Origin of the sequence: Flavimaribacter sediminis, assembly GCF_019492055.1 — a bacterium.
Lineage (GTDB): Bacteria > Pseudomonadota > Alphaproteobacteria > Rhizobiales > Rhizobiaceae > Flavimaribacter > Flavimaribacter sediminis.
In genome coordinates, this window is record NZ_JAICBX010000001.1 from 1,650,818 (window position 1) to 1,666,317 (window position 15,500).

Sequence of the window (15,500 nt, forward strand, 5' to 3'; positions counted from 1 at the left end):
GTTATACCGATCTATGAACGGATTCGAAATCTCCATTGACCAGTTTTTCTGACCTGGGCCTGAGCCAGAAAGTTTTGTCAGCCGTCGAAGACGCCGGCTACACAACTCCGACGCCAATACAGGAAGGCGCGATACCGCTCGCGCTGGCGCATCGCGACCTGCTTGGTATAGCGCAGACAGGAACCGGCAAGACGGCGTCCTTTGTGCTTCCCATGCTGACGATGCTGGAGAAGGGCCGCGCGCGGGCGCGGATGCCGCGCACCCTGATCCTGGAGCCAACGCGTGAACTCGCCGCACAGGTCGAAGAAAACTTCACGAAATACGGCAAGTACCACAAGCTCAATATCGCACTGCTCATCGGCGGCGTGTCCTTTGACGAGCAGGACCGAAAACTGGAGCGCGGCGCCGACGTGCTGATCGCTACGCCCGGCCGACTGCTCGACCATTTCGAGCGCGGAAAGCTGCTGCTGACTGGCGTCGATATTGTTGTGATCGACGAGGCCGACCGCATGCTCGACATGGGATTTATTCCCGATGTCGAACGCATCGCAAAGCTGATCCCTTTCACGCGTCAGACGCTCTTCTTCTCCGCCACCATGCCGAAGGAGATTCAGACGCTCGCAGATCGTTTCCTGCAAAATCCGGAAGAAATCAAAGTTGCTCCGCCGTCCACAACCGCCAAGAACGTCACGCAGCGACTGGTGAGCGCGCCTTCGAAGGACTACGAGAAGCGCGCGGTTCTGCGCGATCTCATCCGGCAGCAGACGGATCTGACGAACGCAATTATCTTCTGCAACAGAAAACGCGACGTATCGGAGCTCTTCAGGTCGCTGGAACGGCATGAATTCTCGGTCGGCGCACTGCATGGAGACATGGACCAGCGCTCCCGTATGACCATGCTGCACAATTTCCGCAACGACAAGATCGACCTTTTGGTCGCATCAGACGTCGCCGCGCGCGGACTAGACATCCCTGCCGTCAGCCACGTGTTCAACTTCGATGTTCCAATACACGCCGAAGACTATGTTCATCGTATCGGTCGCACAGGAAGAGCTGGCCGCAACGGCGCCTCTTTCACACTCGTAACTCGCCGGGAGAAGAAGTACGTGGATGCGATCGAGAAACTCATCGACATGAAGATCGAATGGCAAGGCGACGAGGTCAGCGAAACCACTGAGGCTTCGTCCGGGACAAAGGATACCGCCAAGCCTCGCTCCAGGAAGCCGAGATCGGAAAAGCCTGCGCCGGACAACGCCGGTGAAGAAAAGGCCGCAGCGCCGACGCCTGAAATTGCTAACAGCGGCGCCAAGGACACGGCCAACAATGACAATCGCCGCAACAGCCGGAGAAAAGACCGGCGTGACGACGGGCCGACGCCTGTCGGCTTCGGAGACGACATACCTGCGTTCATGATGATCGGCTCAAAGCAGTAAGCCTCTGAATCGCGGCTTCATGCTTTTCCTCAATGATCCGTTTCGCACAGCGTGTGATCAGCGAGTGTTTGAATAACACAGCATTCGCCTACCCGGCCCGTATCGGACAGCCCCGCGATACGGATGAGTTCCTGCTCGAGCTTTTTCAGTTTTGCGATCCTCGCTCGCACGTTTGACAGATGGCGCGCAGCTATGCCGTGAGCATCCGCACAGGAACGCTTCGGATCCTCGCACAGAGACACAAGCTCACTGATGTCATCTATGGACAGACCAAGCTCGCGCGCGTGCCGGATAAACGAAAGCCGCTCCAGCCCGCGCTGCGTATAACGTCGTTGATTACCAATGGTTCGCTCCGGAGCGTCGAGAAGGCGCATCTGCTCATAATAGCGAATGGTCGGAATCTTCACGCCCGAACGCCTGGACAATTCTCCGATAGAAAACATCAATCTGCCTCTTGAACCTCTAGTAACTAGAGAGATTATATTCCTCTGCGAACCCAAATCCAGGGAATTGCGAGGATCAATGGCCGCTCATCACCACCACCACCATCATGTCGATCCGGAAGACGGAGACGCACGCGTCTTCTGGGCTATCGCCGTGAACATGGGGCTGACTGTGGCGCAAGTCGTTGGCGGCGTTCTCTCAGGCAGCCTGGCGCTGATCGCGGATGCAATGCACAATCTTTCCGACGCCATCGCGCTCGTCATTGCGTTCCTCGCCCGCAAGATCGCCCGACGACCAGCCAACAGCGATATGACATACGGCTATGGCCGCGCGGAAATCGTTGCGGCGCTCGTCAATTACACCACGCTCATTATCATTGGTTTCTATCTGACCTTTGAAGCAATCCAGCGGTTGTTCGAGCCAGCGGATGTCGATGGCTGGCTTGTCGTCATCATAGCGGCGGTCGCTCTTGTCGTCGACCTGATTACGGCGCTCCTCACCTTCTCATTGTCCAGGGAGAGCATCAACATTCGGGCCGCATTTCTTCACAATGTAGCGGACGCGCTGGGTTCGATCGCCGTCATCATCGCAGGAACGGCGATCATTCTTTATGATTGGCGGCTCGTCGATCCGTTGGTAACCCTCTTGATTGCCGGCTACATACTTTGGCAATCCTTCTCGGAAATCGGCGATGTCATTCGTATCCTAATGCTTGGACGTCCGTCCGATATCCAGACGGCGTCGGTGCTTGAGGCAATCCGCAAGGTCAATGGCGTAACCGGCGTGCACCATCTGCATTTCTGGCAAATGCAGGAGCATGAAAACGCACTGGAGGCGCATCTGGTGATAGAAGCCGGGCTATGGGACCACGCCGACGCAATCAAGCAATCCGTAAAAGAAGCGCTCATGGAACGCTTCGGGATTCGCCATTCCACTCTGGAACTTGAATGTTCCAGGCATGCCTGTCCGAATCCAAGCATCATCGGACACGGTGAATAACGGCGCCCGGCGCAAAGCTTCGACGCGCAGGTCCGCCGGTCAACAGTCTGTCAACCAGGCCTTAATATTAGGTGATGATAATATTCTCATCGCCGTTCAGGCACGGGTTTGGCAGTCTGGTGTAGTGTTGCCGGCGTGAAGCCTGCTCCTGGCGCCTGAGTACAATTGCACGCAGGCCGCCCGTAAGCCCACCCAATCTTGACCGCGTGTAGTCGATATCGGCGTTTGTACCCGGCGAAGGCTTCTCATTCCGGCGAAGTTACGGGTTGCATATTGTATCAAAACGCTCAATAAGCGGAGCAGCGATCAAGCCAACCCGAACGTTCCGGAGGTCTGTCGACAGTGACCGCCAAGATTTACCGTCCAGCCAAAACCGCCATGCAGTCCGGCAAGGCCAAAACCCACAAATGGGTTCTGGAATTCGACCAGGAATCACCGAAATCTATTGATCCAATGATGGGATACACCTCATCGGGAGACATGAAACAGCAGGTGAGACTGAGCTTCGAAACCCTAGAGGAAGCAATCATCTATGCGGATCGGCACAATATAGCCTATCGCCTGATCGAACCGCACGAATTCAAACGGCGCCGTGTCGCCTATGCCGACAATTTCAGGTCGGACCGGCGCCAGCCTTGGACACACTGACAAACGCAAAAGGCCCCGTAGCTCAGTTGGATAGAGCGTCGGTCTTCTAAACCGAATGTCGCAGGTTCGAATCCTGCCGGGGTCGCCATTTATTATATATTTTCATATTCCTAACTGTATTTCCTTACATATTGAATTCAGGATCATGCGCTCGACCCGGCGATTAATCCGCAGCGCCGCGGTTAGAAAAATCCTTGTCCAGATCCCGCATTCCAAGAGCAATCAGGATCGACATGACGTGAATTCTGGTCGCCGATCCAGGCTGAAAGCGCGACGCCTGGGCGTCCAAAGGAATATCCGTGAGCTCCTTGTCGTCATAATGCGTGAGCATGCTGATCTGATCGGCGACGATCTGCATTTTGAGATAGTGGTCGGCAAGAATTCGCCAGACGTCTTTTGAACCCGAATGAAGCGAATGCGATCCGGGGCGTTCGTCCTCCAACAGCTGCAAGACTTCCTCGTTGCTCAGTCCGCAGATTTCCAAAGCTGTTGAATAGAGCGTCTCCTGATCCATGACATGAACCTAGTTGGCATGACTGCGGCAGGAAACAGGCGAAGCCGTCGACGGATGGCGCATGACAATCATAAATCCGAACATGGTTAACGCGGAATTAAGCCAAAGGTGGCAATACACTTAAAACAGTAGCCAATGATTGTAACAGTTACAAATAGCCCTGCCCCGGCCGTCACCGCTTGCAGGAAGACTGTTTGGACATTGGAAGGAGATGTAGCTAGATGTTCGACACAATGACTCTTCCGGAAACACCGACAGCTATGGCGCCTGATGGATCGGAGGTGCGCGCGCTCCTGGCGCTGAAGGGCGGCAGCATGGCGCATTTTTCTCTCCCGTCCGGTCAGACGTCAATTGCAGTCGCCCACCGCACCGTCGAGGAGATCTGGTTATTTCTGACTGGCAGCGGCGAGATGTGGCTCAAATACGAGGACAGGGAAGAAATCGTTCCAGTGCGCAAGGGCGTATGCCTGACGATTCCGCTCGATACGCATTTCCAGTTCAGATCCACCGGAGATGAACCCTTGTCGGCGGTGGGCATGACCATGCCGCCGTGGCCCGGCCCAGACGAAGCCTTCGCGGTTGAAGGCAAATGGCCGGCTACGATTGGTGACGATTAGCGTTCGAATCCGAGCTGGCGACAGCGCTGCGATTCGGTCCGTCACAACGCCAGATCTATCAAACTGGTTAATTATTCTCGGTGAGGTTTCAAGTAGATAACCGGGGTCGATAGAGCGCTCGGAAGCAATTTGCCGCATGGATTATTTGCGACAAAAAAGGCCTGAAATTCTACCGTTATGGCTATTTGCATATTGAATTCGCTTCCTGTTCGTCCGACACTCGGCTCGCCTGCGACAGGCCGGGCGCGACAGGGTGACTCAGTCTGTCGGCGGTGTGACCCGACAACAGCACACCGCGTCTGTGCACTCCCCAGTGTGCAGACCGTCCGATATGGGCGCCTTCTGCGCCTCAATGAATTTTCTTCATCAAATTTTTTTCTTCAACACGTGGAACCATCATCCGCATGATGCGTTTACACGCGAATCCGGGTTTCGAATTCCATTAAAGCGATGCAAATAATCCGATCTTCGCAATTATCGTCGCTACAGTCCAAGCGCGCGTTTTTGCGGTCAGGAGCGTGTTAGACAGCCATGTTGCGCCACCAGCATTTTCCCTCCGACCCCATGAACTTTCTCTCCGGTTCCAGCGAAATGGCGCAACGGATCAGGAACTTCGATTGGACAAACCACCCATTTGGTCCACCGGATAAATGGCCGCAGTCTCTCCGCTCTGCGCTGAGTATTTGCCTGCATTCCAAATTGCCGATCGCCATCTACTGGGGATCGGAACTGAGATTGCTCTACAATGACGCCTGGTCGAACATTCCCGGTCCTCGGCACCCTTCTGCTCTGGGCGCTCCAGCGCGTGAAGTCTGGAGCGATATCTGGCACGTCATAGAGCCGCAATTCGCAGAGCTGATAAGGACTGGCGAAGGGGTATATGTCGAAGACCAGATGCTTCCTATGCAGCGTTACGGCGTTCTCGAGGAAACCTATTGGAACTACAGCTTTACCGCCATTCGAGGCGAAGACGGCCGGATTGTCGGCGTTTTCAACGGTGGCAGCGAAACCACCGACAAGGTGCTTGCGCAGCGCCAGACCAGCTTCCTTTTGCGTTTTGACGAAAATTTGCGCGCGCGGGACGATCCGGAGAGCGCGCGCCGTTTCGCAGTGGAATTTCTGGGCGAACATCTCAAGGTCGCGCAGATGGGGTTCTGCGAGTTTGATTCCAAAAACAGAGATCTCCCGGTTGTCGAGACATGGCATGACAGCAGTGATGGTTCCGCGGCGAATATCACCGGTTTGGAAAAAATCTATCCCTCAGAGGCCGACCGGCTTGCAAACGGCGTTCCGTTACGCATCGACAGAATGGACGATGACTCGGCGCCGGAGCGGTTGCGCGAGATATTCACCTCCGCCGGAATTAACGCCGCCGTTGCGGCGCCCTGGATCGATCAGGGCCGACTTGTCAGCGTTCTGTACGCGCATTCCCGCGAGCCGCGTTCCTGGACGCGTTACGAAATGGCCACGATCGCCGAAGTGCTGAGGCGAACCTGGGTCTGGATAGAACAGCGGCGCGCGCGCGAACGCGAAAGGATCATGATTAGAGAAATTGATCACCGCGCGCGAAATGTGCTGGCAGTGACCAAATCGGTCATTCACCTCACCCAGGCGGAAACGATCGAAGAGTTTCGCGCCAAGATCGAGGACCGGATTGCGTCACTTTCGCGATCCCATTCGCTGCTGTCATCGGAAAGCTGGTCGGATATCGACCTTGCGACAATCCTCAGGAACGAGTTGGAGCCCTATCGCGAAAGCGATCTGGCCGTGATCGAAATGGACGGTCCCAGAGTGGACCTCTCCGCGCAGATGACCCAAAGCCTGGCGCTGATCTTCCACGAACTGACGACCAACGCAGCCAAATACGGCCCGCTCTCGGAAAGCGGCGGGCGACTGTCCATCCGTTGGCGGATGGATGATGGCCTGTTGGAGCTGCAATGGCGCGAACATGTCATTGCCGGAAAGTCTGCGCCGAGCGTGCCGAAGGGAGGCTTCGGTTCGAAACTCATGAACCAGATCGTTCTGCAACAATTGGATGGGATGCTGGAACGAAGAATGGAAAGCGACGGATTGTTCTGTCGTATTGCGTTGCCTCTGGCCGACGGCCTCAGAGTGGAGCAACCAGTCTCTGATCAGGACGTTCCATTGGCAGAGCCATCACAGGGCGTCCTGATTGTTGAAGACGAGGCTTTGATCGCGATGGATATCGAAATGATGATCGAGGATCTGGGCCATGGCGTGGCTGCGACGGCAAACAGCGTCGCGGCGGCTTTGGAGGCCATCGACAGACACCTTCCGTCTCTCGCGGTCGTCGACCTCAATCTTGGAGGCGAATCCTCAGAACCCGTCATTGCGTCTCTCGGCGCAAAAGGCGTGCCGATCATCGTCGCTTCCGGCTATTCGGATTTCGAAACGCCCGAAGGTATTGAAGCGCCAGTCACCAAATTGATGAAGCCGGTTTCAAGGGAACTGCTCGAACAGGCGATCGACAAAGTCGGCAAATCTCTGAAATAGCGCCTTTTTCGCATGCGCATTGTTCGCGTCTCCGAACCGGTGGCGCTGCATTTGCGCGCAGCCGTTTGAGAATAACGGGCGGTCTGTGCGTGGTGGGGAACGCACAGACTTGAGGGAGGATATTTAGGGGACACCCTACAGCACACGTCATGAAATGACGCTATCGCCCGGCCGGAGTGGCAAATCGATCATAGGGTGAAATGACAATCGGACGCAATGAAAATCTGCATTTTTTCGGTCTAATCCGTAATTTTTTTATAATTATATCAATTACTTGATAGATATTATCCATAGCGCCAATTAATGTATTGCTAAAGTTTTAGCCTGTTGTCCGAACGGACCCAGAGTGGAAACAACTGGTAGAGAGCCGGACTTTCCAGTCTGAAAATTCGGGATATACTGGCGGCCGGACGCTTATGCGGGCAATATGCACACGGTGTACCGTATCGCCTATGTCTTCAGGTCGGATATTTTGAGAAATGGTCGGAGCGGCAGGATTCGAACCTGCGACCCTCTGGTCCCAAACCAGATGCGCTACCAGGCTGCGCTACGCTCCGGACTGATTTGATTCAGCCACGCTTCCCTAAAGCCTCGCCCCGATTTGCACAACCCCGAAATTGCGGATATCCGCCACTTCCGCCGCCCAAAAGGCGTTATTGTGCGATCAGCGGATGCGATACTCTGTGACCGGGCTTCACGCCCAACTCGGCGGTCTTCCCCCCATTGACCTCAAGCACATAGGCCACCGGTTCGCGGGAGCTGATGACGCTTTCGTCAAGTGGTCGGGCGTTTTGATGAATATGGGCGATTTCGCCGTCGCTTCGGATGAAAATCATGTCGAGCGGAATGAGCGTATTGCGCATCCACATGGTGACCGGCCGCACCTGATCGAAGCGAAACAGCATTCCTGCCCTGTCGTCAAGATGTTGACGGTTCATCAGGCCGACCTGGCGCTGCGCTGGCGTCAAAGCAAGCTCAACGGTAAATTCGTAACACCCGCTGTCTGTGATGATCTGGAGTGAGGATCCGTCTTCACGTGTCTGTGCAAACGCGCTGCTTGCCGCGAGAAAAACAATGAACAGCGCCAGCCAACAATGTGCGGCGCGCCGGCCGAAAACCTGCATGCGAATTTCTCCCTTTGCGTTACGCCAAGGTAGCACAAAAGCGCGCCTTCAAGGCGCTAATGCGATTTCGGGAAATTGTTGTCGATATCCGGATGGATCTCGGCGGCCATGAGACCTTTTTCACCGTCGCCGTAGCGCACGAGCACGACCTGCCCCGGACGCAACTCGGTCAATCCGTAACGCCGCAGGGTTTCCATATGCACGAAGATATCTTCCGTGCCCTCTCCCCGCGTCAGGAAGCCAAAACCCTTCGAGCGATTGAACCACTTCACCAGCGCGCGCTCCATGCCACTGGTTGGCGTTACCTGGACATGAGTGCGCACAGGCGGCAGCTGGCTGGGATGAACCGCCGTCGACTGATCCATGGAAAGAATTCGGAAAGCCTGGTATCCGCGGTCGCGTTTCTGGATTTCACACACGACGCGGGTGCCTTCGAGAGCGGTCTGATATCCGTCCCGGCGCAGGCATGTCACATGCAGGAGTACGTCCGGCAGTCCATTGTCGGGAACGATGAACCCGAACCCCTTGGCAACATCAAACCATTTTATTACGCCAGATATCTCGATAAGATCCACAGATTCTCCGGACATCGAAGCCTCGGTGGATTGATTCTTGTGTGGAGACTTGTCCCCCATTCACCCCGGCCTCTCGAAAACGCAAACCCCGATCACGCATGATTCTGGAGGATAGAATAACATCGGTTGCATAAGGTGATGCAAGCATAACTTTGTCGAAATGTTAGATTGGGTGGTTTTTTTGCCTTCATATGGTATTCAAACCACAAACAGCACTCCTGAAACGAGGGTAAGATCAATGCGTTATCTTCACACTATGGTCCGCGTAAGTAACGTCGAGCAGGCGCTGGACTTTTATTGCGACAAGCTCGGTCTTGTGGAAATCCGACGCATGGAAAGCGAAGCTGGACGCTATACGCTGATTTTCCTGGCGGCTCCGGGCGATGTCGAGCATATCGAGACGACGCAGGCGCCGCTCCTCGAACTGACCTACAATTGGGATCCGGAAGAGTATTCAGGCGGACGCAATTTCGGCCACCTCGCCTACCAGGTGGACGACATCCACGACTACTGCCAATCGCTGATGGACAAGGGCGTCACGATCAATCGTCCACCGAGAGACGGACGCATGGCGTTCGTCCGCTCCCCGGACGGCATTTCCGTGGAAATCCTGCAATCCGGATCGGCGCTGACCCCGCAAGAACCTTGGACCAGCATGCCCAATACCGGGAGTTGGTAGCTCTCTCCCGCCCGATCCAACGGCTCAGCCGCTGCGCCACGAAATGCACGAAGCAGGCAAAGGTCGAAGGCAATTCTTCGGTTCGACCCGTATTTGATTCAAAGCGCGAAAATGACTGTCACATTTTTTAAAAGAATCCCAATTTCACGCTTGCGGGAATCCGGTGACCTGACTATATAGCGACCCGACGCGCCCTTCGTCTATCGGTTAGGACGCCAGATTTTCATTCTGGAAAGAGGGGTTCGATTCCCCTAGGGCGTGCCATCTTCCACTCATATTTCAATGTTGAAAATCCGAGCGTTAGCTTCGGTCGAGGCCGATCTTGTCCCGCCTACGAACCGGCTTTTCGCACATTCTCTGCCGCAAAACATTTGGCCTCGCCATACTGCGTGGCCACCATGGCGGGCGCCTCGACGCGGCAACGGTCGAACGCCTTGACACAGCGCGGATGAAAGACACATCCATCCGGGGGTGAGATGGGATTCGGTATCTCGCCGATCACCTCCTCCCGCTCGCGATCCGTCATGTCGACATCCGGCACCGCGTCGAGCAGCATCTGCGTGTAGGGATGCTGTGGATCTTCGAACAATCCCCTCGCCTGCGCATTTTCCACAAGCGCGCCGAGATAGAGCACGCCGATCCGGTTCGCCATATGCCTGACCACGGACAGGTCATGACTGATAAAGAGGTAGGTCAGGCCGAGTTCGTCCTGCAGGTCTCGCATCAGGTTCAAAATTTGCGCCTGCACGGAAACATCAAGAGCCGATGTCGGTTCGTCGCACACGATGAATTCAGGATTAGATGAAAGCGCTCGAGCGATGGCTATGCGCTGGCGCTGACCGCCTGAAAACTCGTGCGGATATTTCGAACCGTCCGAAGCAGAAAGGCCGACCAGTTCGAGCAGTTCGGCAACGCGCGCGGCCTGGGCCTGTCGATTTTGCACCATGTCGAAGGCGATGATCGGCTCGGCAACGATATCACGAACTTTCCAACGCGGATTGAGGCTGGCGAAAGGGCTCTGGAAGATCATCTGGAACCGGGAGCGCATGGCGCGCATTGCGGCCCCTTCGCCGGTTCCGATCGGCGCGCCGTCAAACAGAATCTCACCCGAGCTTGAAGGCAAAAGCCCCACGACCATTTTTGCAATGGTGGATTTGCCTGATCCGGATTCGCCGACCAGAGCGAATGTCTCACCCTTTCGTATCGTGAAAGAAACGCGATCCACGGCCCGAAGGAACCGTTTTCCATCCCTCTCCAGCACGCGATTCAGCCAAGGCTTGGACATATCGAAGGTACGCGTCAGATTGCGGACTTCCAGCAGCGTTTCGCTCATGCCGTCGCCTCCGACGCAGCATCATCGTAGAGCCAGCAGGAGACCTCGCGATTGCCGGAATGCATGAGTTCCGGCCGCGCCTTCGTGCAACGCGCGAAAACCTGATCACAGCGCGGATTGAATGCGCACCCTTCCGGGATATTGTTCAGGCGGGGCATGGACCCCGGAATCTGAACCAGCCGATCGTCCGTGCTCGTCAACGAAGGAATGGATCCCATCAAGCCTTTTGTGTAGGGGTGAAGGGCGTCCTTGATGACAGAGCGCACCGGTCCGATCTCCGCCAGGCGACCGGCGTACATGACCGCGACCCGATCCGCGGTCTCGGCGATAACGCCCATATCGTGCGTAATCAGGATGACCGACGCGTTCCGCTCCGAGCAGAGTTTTTTCAGAACATCGATGATTTGCGCCTGAACGGAAACATCGAGCGCCGTGGTCGGTTCGTCGGCGATCACCAGTTCAGGTTCGGCGGCAAGCGCCAGCGCAATAACGACGCGTTGGCGCATACCGCCCGAAAACTGGTGCGGATAGTCGTCGATGCGCTGGCTTGCAGCCGGAATGCCGACTTCGTTCAATAGACCGATCGCCCGTTCGCGGGCTTCCCTCGCCGACATCGGCAAATGCACCCTTATGGTCTCGACCAATTGCTCGGCGATGGTGAAGAGCGGATTGAGCGACGTCAGAGGATCCTGGAAAACCATGCCGATCCGCCGTCCCCTGACCTGACGCATTTCAGCGGAAGACAGATTGTCTATCCGCTTGCCTTCCAGCGAAATGGAGCCGCCGGTGATCCGGCCGGGCGCCTCGATAAGCCCGATAATCGCAGCGCCGGTCATCGATTTTCCGGCGCCGGACTCGCCCACGAGACCGAGGACTTCGCCGCGCGCAAGATCGAAGGAGACATCGTCGACCGCCGTCAGCATCGCTCCGCGGGAGGGAAACTGCACAGTGAGGTTCTTGACGGAAAGCAAGGGGTGATCTGTCACTGGCTTGCCTTACTTCAGTTTCGGATTGAGCGCGTCGCGCAGCCAGTCGCCCAGCAGGTTGACCGAGAGCGCCAGCGCCAGAAGCGTGATGGCGGGAAAGAAAAGGATCCACCATTCGCCAGAAAACAGGAAGCCCTGGCCAATTCTGATCAAGGTTCCGAGCGACGGCTGCGTCGGCGGCGCCCCTACGCCGAGAAACGAGAGCGTTGCTTCGGCGATGATGGCCAGCGCCAGCGATATTGTGGCGATCACCAAAACCGGCGACAGGGTATTGGGCAAAATGTGCCTTATCATGATCACGAATGACGATCGCCCGATGAGACGCGCCGCCTGAACGTATTCCTTGCTCTTCTCCACCAGCGTGGCGCCGCGCACGACGCGCGCGAACTGAACCCAGTCGGACAGTCCGATTGCTATGATCAGCACCCAGATCGCGATTTCGTCCCGCATGGAGGGCGGCGTTATGCCCTTGGCGATGCCGAAGATAAGGAGCGCGACGAGGATCGCCGGAAACGTCAGCTGGATGTCGGCGATGCGCATGATGATGACGTCTGTGCGCCCGCCGATAAAGCCGGAAAGCAGCCCGAGCGATACGCCAAGCACCATGGCGAACAGCACGGCGGCGAAACCGACGAAGAGCGATATGCGCATGCCGTACAGGATCGTCGCATAGACGTCCCGCCCCTGATCGTCGGCGCCGAAGATGAACGTGTCGCCGGTGAACTGGTTGGGCTCCATCGGTTTCGAAAATCCGTTCATCAGGTTGAGCGAGGCCGGGTCGAACGGGTTCTGGCTCGTCACAAAGGGGGCGAGCACAGCCCCGCCAATCAGAAGAACGGTCACGGCGAGCGCGATGATTGCGACTGGCGACCGATTGAATTTGTAGACGAGGTCGGAATCGACAAATCGTTTGATCATCTCCATGCAGTCAATGTCCTCCCCCTGCTGAGCCATCCGCCTTGAGCCTCGGGTCGATGGAAAAATAGAGCAGATCCACAATCAGATTGATCGTGACGAACAGAACGGAAATCAGCATGAGATACGTCGCCATTACCGGAATGTCGACGAACTGGATGGCGTTGATAAACAGCAGGCCAACGCCCGGCCACTGGAAAACGGTTTCAGTGATGATTGCGAACGCGATGATTGAACCGAGTTGCAAGCCGGTGATGGTGATGACAGGCACCAGCGTGTTCTTCAGCGCATGGCGAAAATGAATCCGGCGCGACGGCAATCCGCGCGCGTCGGCGAATTTCACATAGTCCGAACGCAGGACCTCGAGCATTTCAGAACGCACCAGCCGCATAATCAGCGTCATCTGGTAGAGGCCCAGTGTAATGGCGGGCAGGATGAGCGCCTTCAGGCCGCTGGTCGTCAGAAAGCCGGTGGTCCAGCCGCCGATCTTGACCGTTTCGCCGCGACCGAAACTCGGCAGCCAACCAAGTTCAACAGCGAACACGTAGATCAACAGAATTCCGATCAGGAAGGTGGGAAGCGACACGCCCACAAGCGAGAGCGTCATGATGGCGTTCGACAGCCAACCGTCCCGGCGGATCGCCGTATAAACGCCCAGCGATATGCCAAGCACGAGAGCGAACAAAGCCGATACGAAAGCAAGTTCGAGCGTTGCAGGCGCGCGTTCGGCGATAATGTCGGCGACTGGTCGCCCCTGGCGATAGGAAACGCCGAAGTTTCCGTCGACCACGATGCCTTTCAGAAACTTGAAATACTGAACGGGAAACGGTTGATCGAGGCCCAGCTGCGACCGGACCCGTTCAATATCAGCGACCGTGCGCTCCTGTCCAAGCAGGTTTTCGACCGGGTCGCCGACGAATCGGAACAGCGAAAACGCGACCAGTCCGACCACGAGCAACACGACCACAGACTGCGCCACGCGCCTGATAATGAATGCAAGCATCTAGATGCGTCTGCCGGCTGAGGAATCCGGGGCGTGAAAGCGCGCCCCGGAAACCAGATTCACAGGATCAATTGTATTGCAGGAACTTGAAGTGCGGCTGGTCTTCCGGCTGCACAGGGAAGTTCACATTGTCCTTCATGCCCCAGTTCAGAACCTGGTTGTGTACCGGCAGGTAAATCTGTTCGTCCTGAACGATCTGCCAGATCTTGGAGATCGTATCGTCGCGTTTTTCGATGTCTGTCTCCGAACCGAGCGACTCGATCATGGCGTCGACTTCCGGATTGCTGAAACGGGAACCGTTCCACGAACCGCGTTCGTCGGTCGTCGAATGAACGAGGAAGTTGAAGACATACTCGGAATCGAAGGTCGGAACGCCCCAGCCCAGCAGGTAGAAATCCGTTTCCTTGCCGGAAATCAGCGGGAAGTGGTTCGCCTTGGTCTGGGCGACCAGGTTCACCTTGATGCCGATCTGTCCCATCATGCCGACCATCGCCTGACAGATTGCTTCATCGTTGATGTAGCGGTCGTTCGGGCAATGCAGCGTGACTTCGAAACCATCGCCATAGCCTGCCTCTTCCATCAACGCCTTCGCGGCGGCGACATCCGCCTTCGGATACTTGTCCAGTTCTTCCGTCCAGCCATTGACGAAGGGCGGAATGATGACGCCGGTCGGCGCCGACTGGCCGCGCATGACCACCATCTTGATGGCGTCGCGATCGATCGCCATGTTCATGGCCTTGCGAACCCGGATATCGGCGAACGGATTCTTGCCGTCGACATTGTCGTTCGCAAGGTCATCGTCGCCGGAATTGATCCCGAAGAAGATCGTCCGGTTCTGGGGCGCGTTGTCGACCTTGAGACCGTCCGCGTCGGATACGCGCTGCAGATCCTGCACCGGCACGTCCTGGATCAGATCAACCTCTCCGGACAGAAGCGCCGCGACGCGGGTCGCTGCATTCTGGATAGGCGTGTAGATGATTTCCGTGACTTCGAGAGGAAACTCTCCCTTGCCCCAGTAATCAGGGTTCGCCTTCAGCACGGTTTTCGTGTCCGGCTCGCGGCTTTCAAGCATAAAGGCGCCGGTGCCGTTGGCGTTGCGCACCGCGTAGGTTTCCTCACCCGTGTCGAACTCTGCAGGAGCTTCCACACCATGGGTTTCGGCCCAGCCCTTGTCCATTATGAAGAGGTTGGTGAGATTGTTCGGCAGGATCGGATTCGGTCCGTCCGTCTCCATTTCAACGGTATAATCGTCAACTGCGCGCACTTCCTTGATGGAAACCAGCAGCTCCTTCATGTCGGAGCTTTCCATTTTTGCGCGGTTGAAAGAGAAGACGACGTCTTCAGCCGTGAAATCGGCTCCGTCATGGAATTTCACGCCTTCGCGCAGCTTGAAAACCCAGACGTTCGGATCGCCCTCCTTAACGCCCCATTCGGTGGCGAGAGCCGGAATAGGTTTGGCTTCCATATCGGGTGATATCAACGGCTCGTAGATCTGCTGCGACAGCGCGTGTGTCGGCCCTTCGTTCTGGGAGTGCGGATCGAGCGTCAGTGAATCACCGGCTCGGGCCCAGCGCAGTGTTTCGGCGCCGGCTATTGCAGTTGATGCCATGAGTGCGGTTGCGGCAGCGACTGCCAACAATGGACGTTTCATAAGCAACATTCCTCTCTGGTTTGACCATTTTCTTTTTGCACGAAAAAACTACCAACTATTGGGAA

At 56.3% G+C, this 15,500-nt stretch carries 15 protein-coding genes and 3 tRNA genes; 8 read left to right on the forward strand and 10 right to left on the reverse strand.

Annotation, left to right across the window (positions count from 1 at the left end):
* The first annotated feature begins 35 nt into the window (after positions 1-35).
* Positions 36-1,433 (forward strand): DEAD/DEAH box helicase, encoded by a 1,398-nt coding sequence (locus K1W69_RS07855; RefSeq protein WP_220227726.1) that lies wholly within the window; start codon positions 36-38, stop codon positions 1,431-1,433.
* A 29-nt stretch (positions 1,434-1,462) separates the two neighbouring features.
* Here K1W69_RS07855 and K1W69_RS07860 read toward each other — a convergent pair whose 3' ends face one another.
* A complete protein-coding gene (locus tag K1W69_RS07860; protein ID WP_220227890.1) occupies positions 1,463-1,876 on the reverse strand; it encodes a MerR family transcriptional regulator in 414 nt (137 codons plus the stop codon).
* A 79-nt stretch (positions 1,877-1,955) separates the two neighbouring features.
* Here K1W69_RS07860 and K1W69_RS07865 point away from each other — a divergent pair, with 79 nt between their 5' ends.
* The 3 genes from K1W69_RS07865 (at position 1,956) to K1W69_RS07875 (ending at position 3,612) form a co-directional block, all read left to right on the forward strand.
* A complete protein-coding gene (locus K1W69_RS07865) occupies positions 1,956-2,876 on the forward strand; it encodes a cation diffusion facilitator family transporter (protein ID WP_220227727.1) in 921 nt (306 codons plus the stop codon).
* Between the two features lie 342 nt (positions 2,877-3,218).
* The gene (locus K1W69_RS07870) at positions 3,219-3,524 is read left to right on the forward strand and encodes an ETC complex I subunit (protein ID WP_220227728.1); all 306 of its coding nucleotides are present in this window, start codon (positions 3,219-3,221) and stop codon (positions 3,522-3,524) included.
* 11 nt (positions 3,525-3,535) lie between these two features.
* Positions 3,536-3,612: transfer RNA gene (locus K1W69_RS07875), tRNA-Arg, on the forward strand.
* A gap of 75 nt (positions 3,613-3,687) precedes the next feature.
* On the opposite strand, the gene K1W69_RS07880 is transcribed toward K1W69_RS07875, so the two are convergent.
* On the reverse strand, positions 3,688-4,038 hold the full coding sequence (locus tag K1W69_RS07880; RefSeq protein ID WP_220227729.1) for a hypothetical protein: 351 nt from the start codon (positions 4,036-4,038) through the stop codon (positions 3,688-3,690).
* A gap of 221 nt (positions 4,039-4,259) precedes the next feature.
* On the opposite strand from K1W69_RS07880, the gene K1W69_RS07885 reads away from it, so the two are divergent.
* Both K1W69_RS07885 and K1W69_RS07890 read left to right on the forward strand, forming a co-directional pair.
* Positions 4,260-4,655: a cupin domain-containing protein gene (locus K1W69_RS07885; protein WP_220227730.1), complete on the forward strand. Its 396-nt coding sequence runs from the start codon at positions 4,260-4,262 to the stop codon at positions 4,653-4,655.
* Between the two features lie 699 nt (positions 4,656-5,354).
* The gene (locus tag K1W69_RS07890; protein WP_220227731.1) at positions 5,355-7,169 is read left to right on the forward strand and encodes an HWE histidine kinase domain-containing protein; all 1,815 of its coding nucleotides are present in this window, start codon (positions 5,355-5,357) and stop codon (positions 7,167-7,169) included.
* A 480-nt stretch (positions 7,170-7,649) separates the two neighbouring features.
* Here K1W69_RS07890 and K1W69_RS07895 read toward each other — a convergent pair.
* From K1W69_RS07895 to K1W69_RS07905, 3 genes are all read right to left on the reverse strand, one after another.
* A tRNA-Pro gene (locus K1W69_RS07895) sits at positions 7,650-7,726 on the reverse strand.
* A 96-nt stretch (positions 7,727-7,822) separates the two neighbouring features.
* Entirely contained in the window at positions 7,823-8,293 is a 471-nt protein-coding gene (locus K1W69_RS07900) for a DUF192 domain-containing protein (protein ID WP_220227732.1), read from the reverse strand.
* A 56-nt stretch (positions 8,294-8,349) separates the two neighbouring features.
* Positions 8,350-8,883 (reverse strand): cold-shock protein, encoded by a 534-nt coding sequence (locus tag K1W69_RS07905; protein WP_258570838.1) that lies wholly within the window; start codon positions 8,881-8,883, stop codon positions 8,350-8,352.
* Between the two features lie 223 nt (positions 8,884-9,106).
* On the opposite strand from K1W69_RS07905, the gene K1W69_RS07910 reads away from it, so the two are divergent.
* Together K1W69_RS07910 and K1W69_RS07915 are read left to right on the forward strand one after the other, a co-directional pair.
* Entirely contained in the window at positions 9,107-9,547 is a 441-nt protein-coding gene (locus tag K1W69_RS07910) for a VOC family protein (RefSeq protein WP_220227734.1), read from the forward strand.
* Between the two features lie 189 nt (positions 9,548-9,736).
* Positions 9,737-9,811 (forward strand) — tRNA-Glu (locus tag K1W69_RS07915).
* 67 nt (positions 9,812-9,878) lie between these two features.
* Here the strand turns inward: K1W69_RS07915 and K1W69_RS07920 are convergent.
* From K1W69_RS07920 to K1W69_RS07940, 5 genes are all read right to left on the reverse strand, one after another.
* The gene (locus tag K1W69_RS07920; RefSeq protein WP_220227735.1) at positions 9,879-10,880 is read right to left on the reverse strand and encodes an ABC transporter ATP-binding protein; all 1,002 of its coding nucleotides are present in this window, start codon (positions 10,878-10,880) and stop codon (positions 9,879-9,881) included.
* A complete protein-coding gene (locus K1W69_RS07925; protein WP_220227891.1) occupies positions 10,877-11,803 on the reverse strand; it encodes an ABC transporter ATP-binding protein in 927 nt (308 codons plus the stop codon). The genes K1W69_RS07920 and K1W69_RS07925 overlap by 4 nt, the downstream gene beginning before the upstream one ends.
* A 72-nt stretch (positions 11,804-11,875) precedes the next feature.
* Positions 11,876-12,790 carry an ABC transporter permease gene (locus K1W69_RS07930; protein WP_258570839.1) on the reverse strand — a complete coding sequence of 305 codons (915 nt, stop codon included), beginning with the start codon at positions 12,788-12,790 and terminating at the stop codon, positions 11,876-11,878.
* Between the two features lie 4 nt (positions 12,791-12,794).
* On the reverse strand, positions 12,795-13,784 hold the full coding sequence (locus tag K1W69_RS07935; RefSeq protein WP_220227737.1) for an ABC transporter permease: 990 nt from the start codon (positions 13,782-13,784) through the stop codon (positions 12,795-12,797).
* A gap of 67 nt (positions 13,785-13,851) precedes the next feature.
* On the reverse strand, positions 13,852-15,393 hold the full coding sequence (locus tag K1W69_RS07940; RefSeq protein ID WP_258570840.1) for an ABC transporter substrate-binding protein: 1,542 nt from the start codon (positions 15,391-15,393) through the stop codon (positions 13,852-13,854).
* Positions 15,394-15,500: the final 107 nt, after the last annotated feature.

Bases quoted from the DNA above. Each gene is read 5' to 3' on its own strand.
- K1W69_RS07860 (WP_220227890.1), bottom strand. From the start codon at position 1,876: ATGTTTTCTATCGGAGAATTGTCCAGGCGTTCGGGCGTGAAGATTCCG.
- K1W69_RS07865 (WP_220227727.1), top strand. From the start codon at position 1,956: ATGGCCGCTCATCACCACCACCACCATCATGTCGATCCGGAAGACGGA.
- K1W69_RS07880 (WP_220227729.1), bottom strand. From the start codon at position 4,038: ATGGATCAGGAGACGCTCTATTCAACAGCTTTGGAAATCTGCGGACTG.
- K1W69_RS07885 (WP_220227730.1), top strand. From the start codon at position 4,260: ATGTTCGACACAATGACTCTTCCGGAAACACCGACAGCTATGGCGCCT.
- K1W69_RS07900 (WP_220227732.1), bottom strand. From the start codon at position 8,293: ATGCAGGTTTTCGGCCGGCGCGCCGCACATTGTTGGCTGGCGCTGTTC.
- K1W69_RS07905 (WP_258570838.1), bottom strand. From the start codon at position 8,883: ATGTCCGGAGAATCTGTGGATCTTATCGAGATATCTGGCGTAATAAAA.
- K1W69_RS07910 (WP_220227734.1), top strand. From the start codon at position 9,107: ATGCGTTATCTTCACACTATGGTCCGCGTAAGTAACGTCGAGCAGGCG.
- K1W69_RS07920 (WP_220227735.1), bottom strand. From the start codon at position 10,880: ATGAGCGAAACGCTGCTGGAAGTCCGCAATCTGACGCGTACCTTCGAT.
- K1W69_RS07925 (WP_220227891.1), bottom strand. From the start codon at position 11,803: ATGCTGACGGCGGTCGACGATGTCTCCTTCGATCTTGCGCGCGGCGAA.
- K1W69_RS07930 (WP_258570839.1), bottom strand. From the start codon at position 12,790: ATGGAGATGATCAAACGATTTGTCGATTCCGACCTCGTCTACAAATTC.
- K1W69_RS07935 (WP_220227737.1), bottom strand. From the start codon at position 13,784: ATGCTTGCATTCATTATCAGGCGCGTGGCGCAGTCTGTGGTCGTGTTG.
- K1W69_RS07940 (WP_258570840.1), bottom strand. From the start codon at position 15,393: ATGGCATCAACTGCAATAGCCGGCGCCGAAACACTGCGCTGGGCCCGA.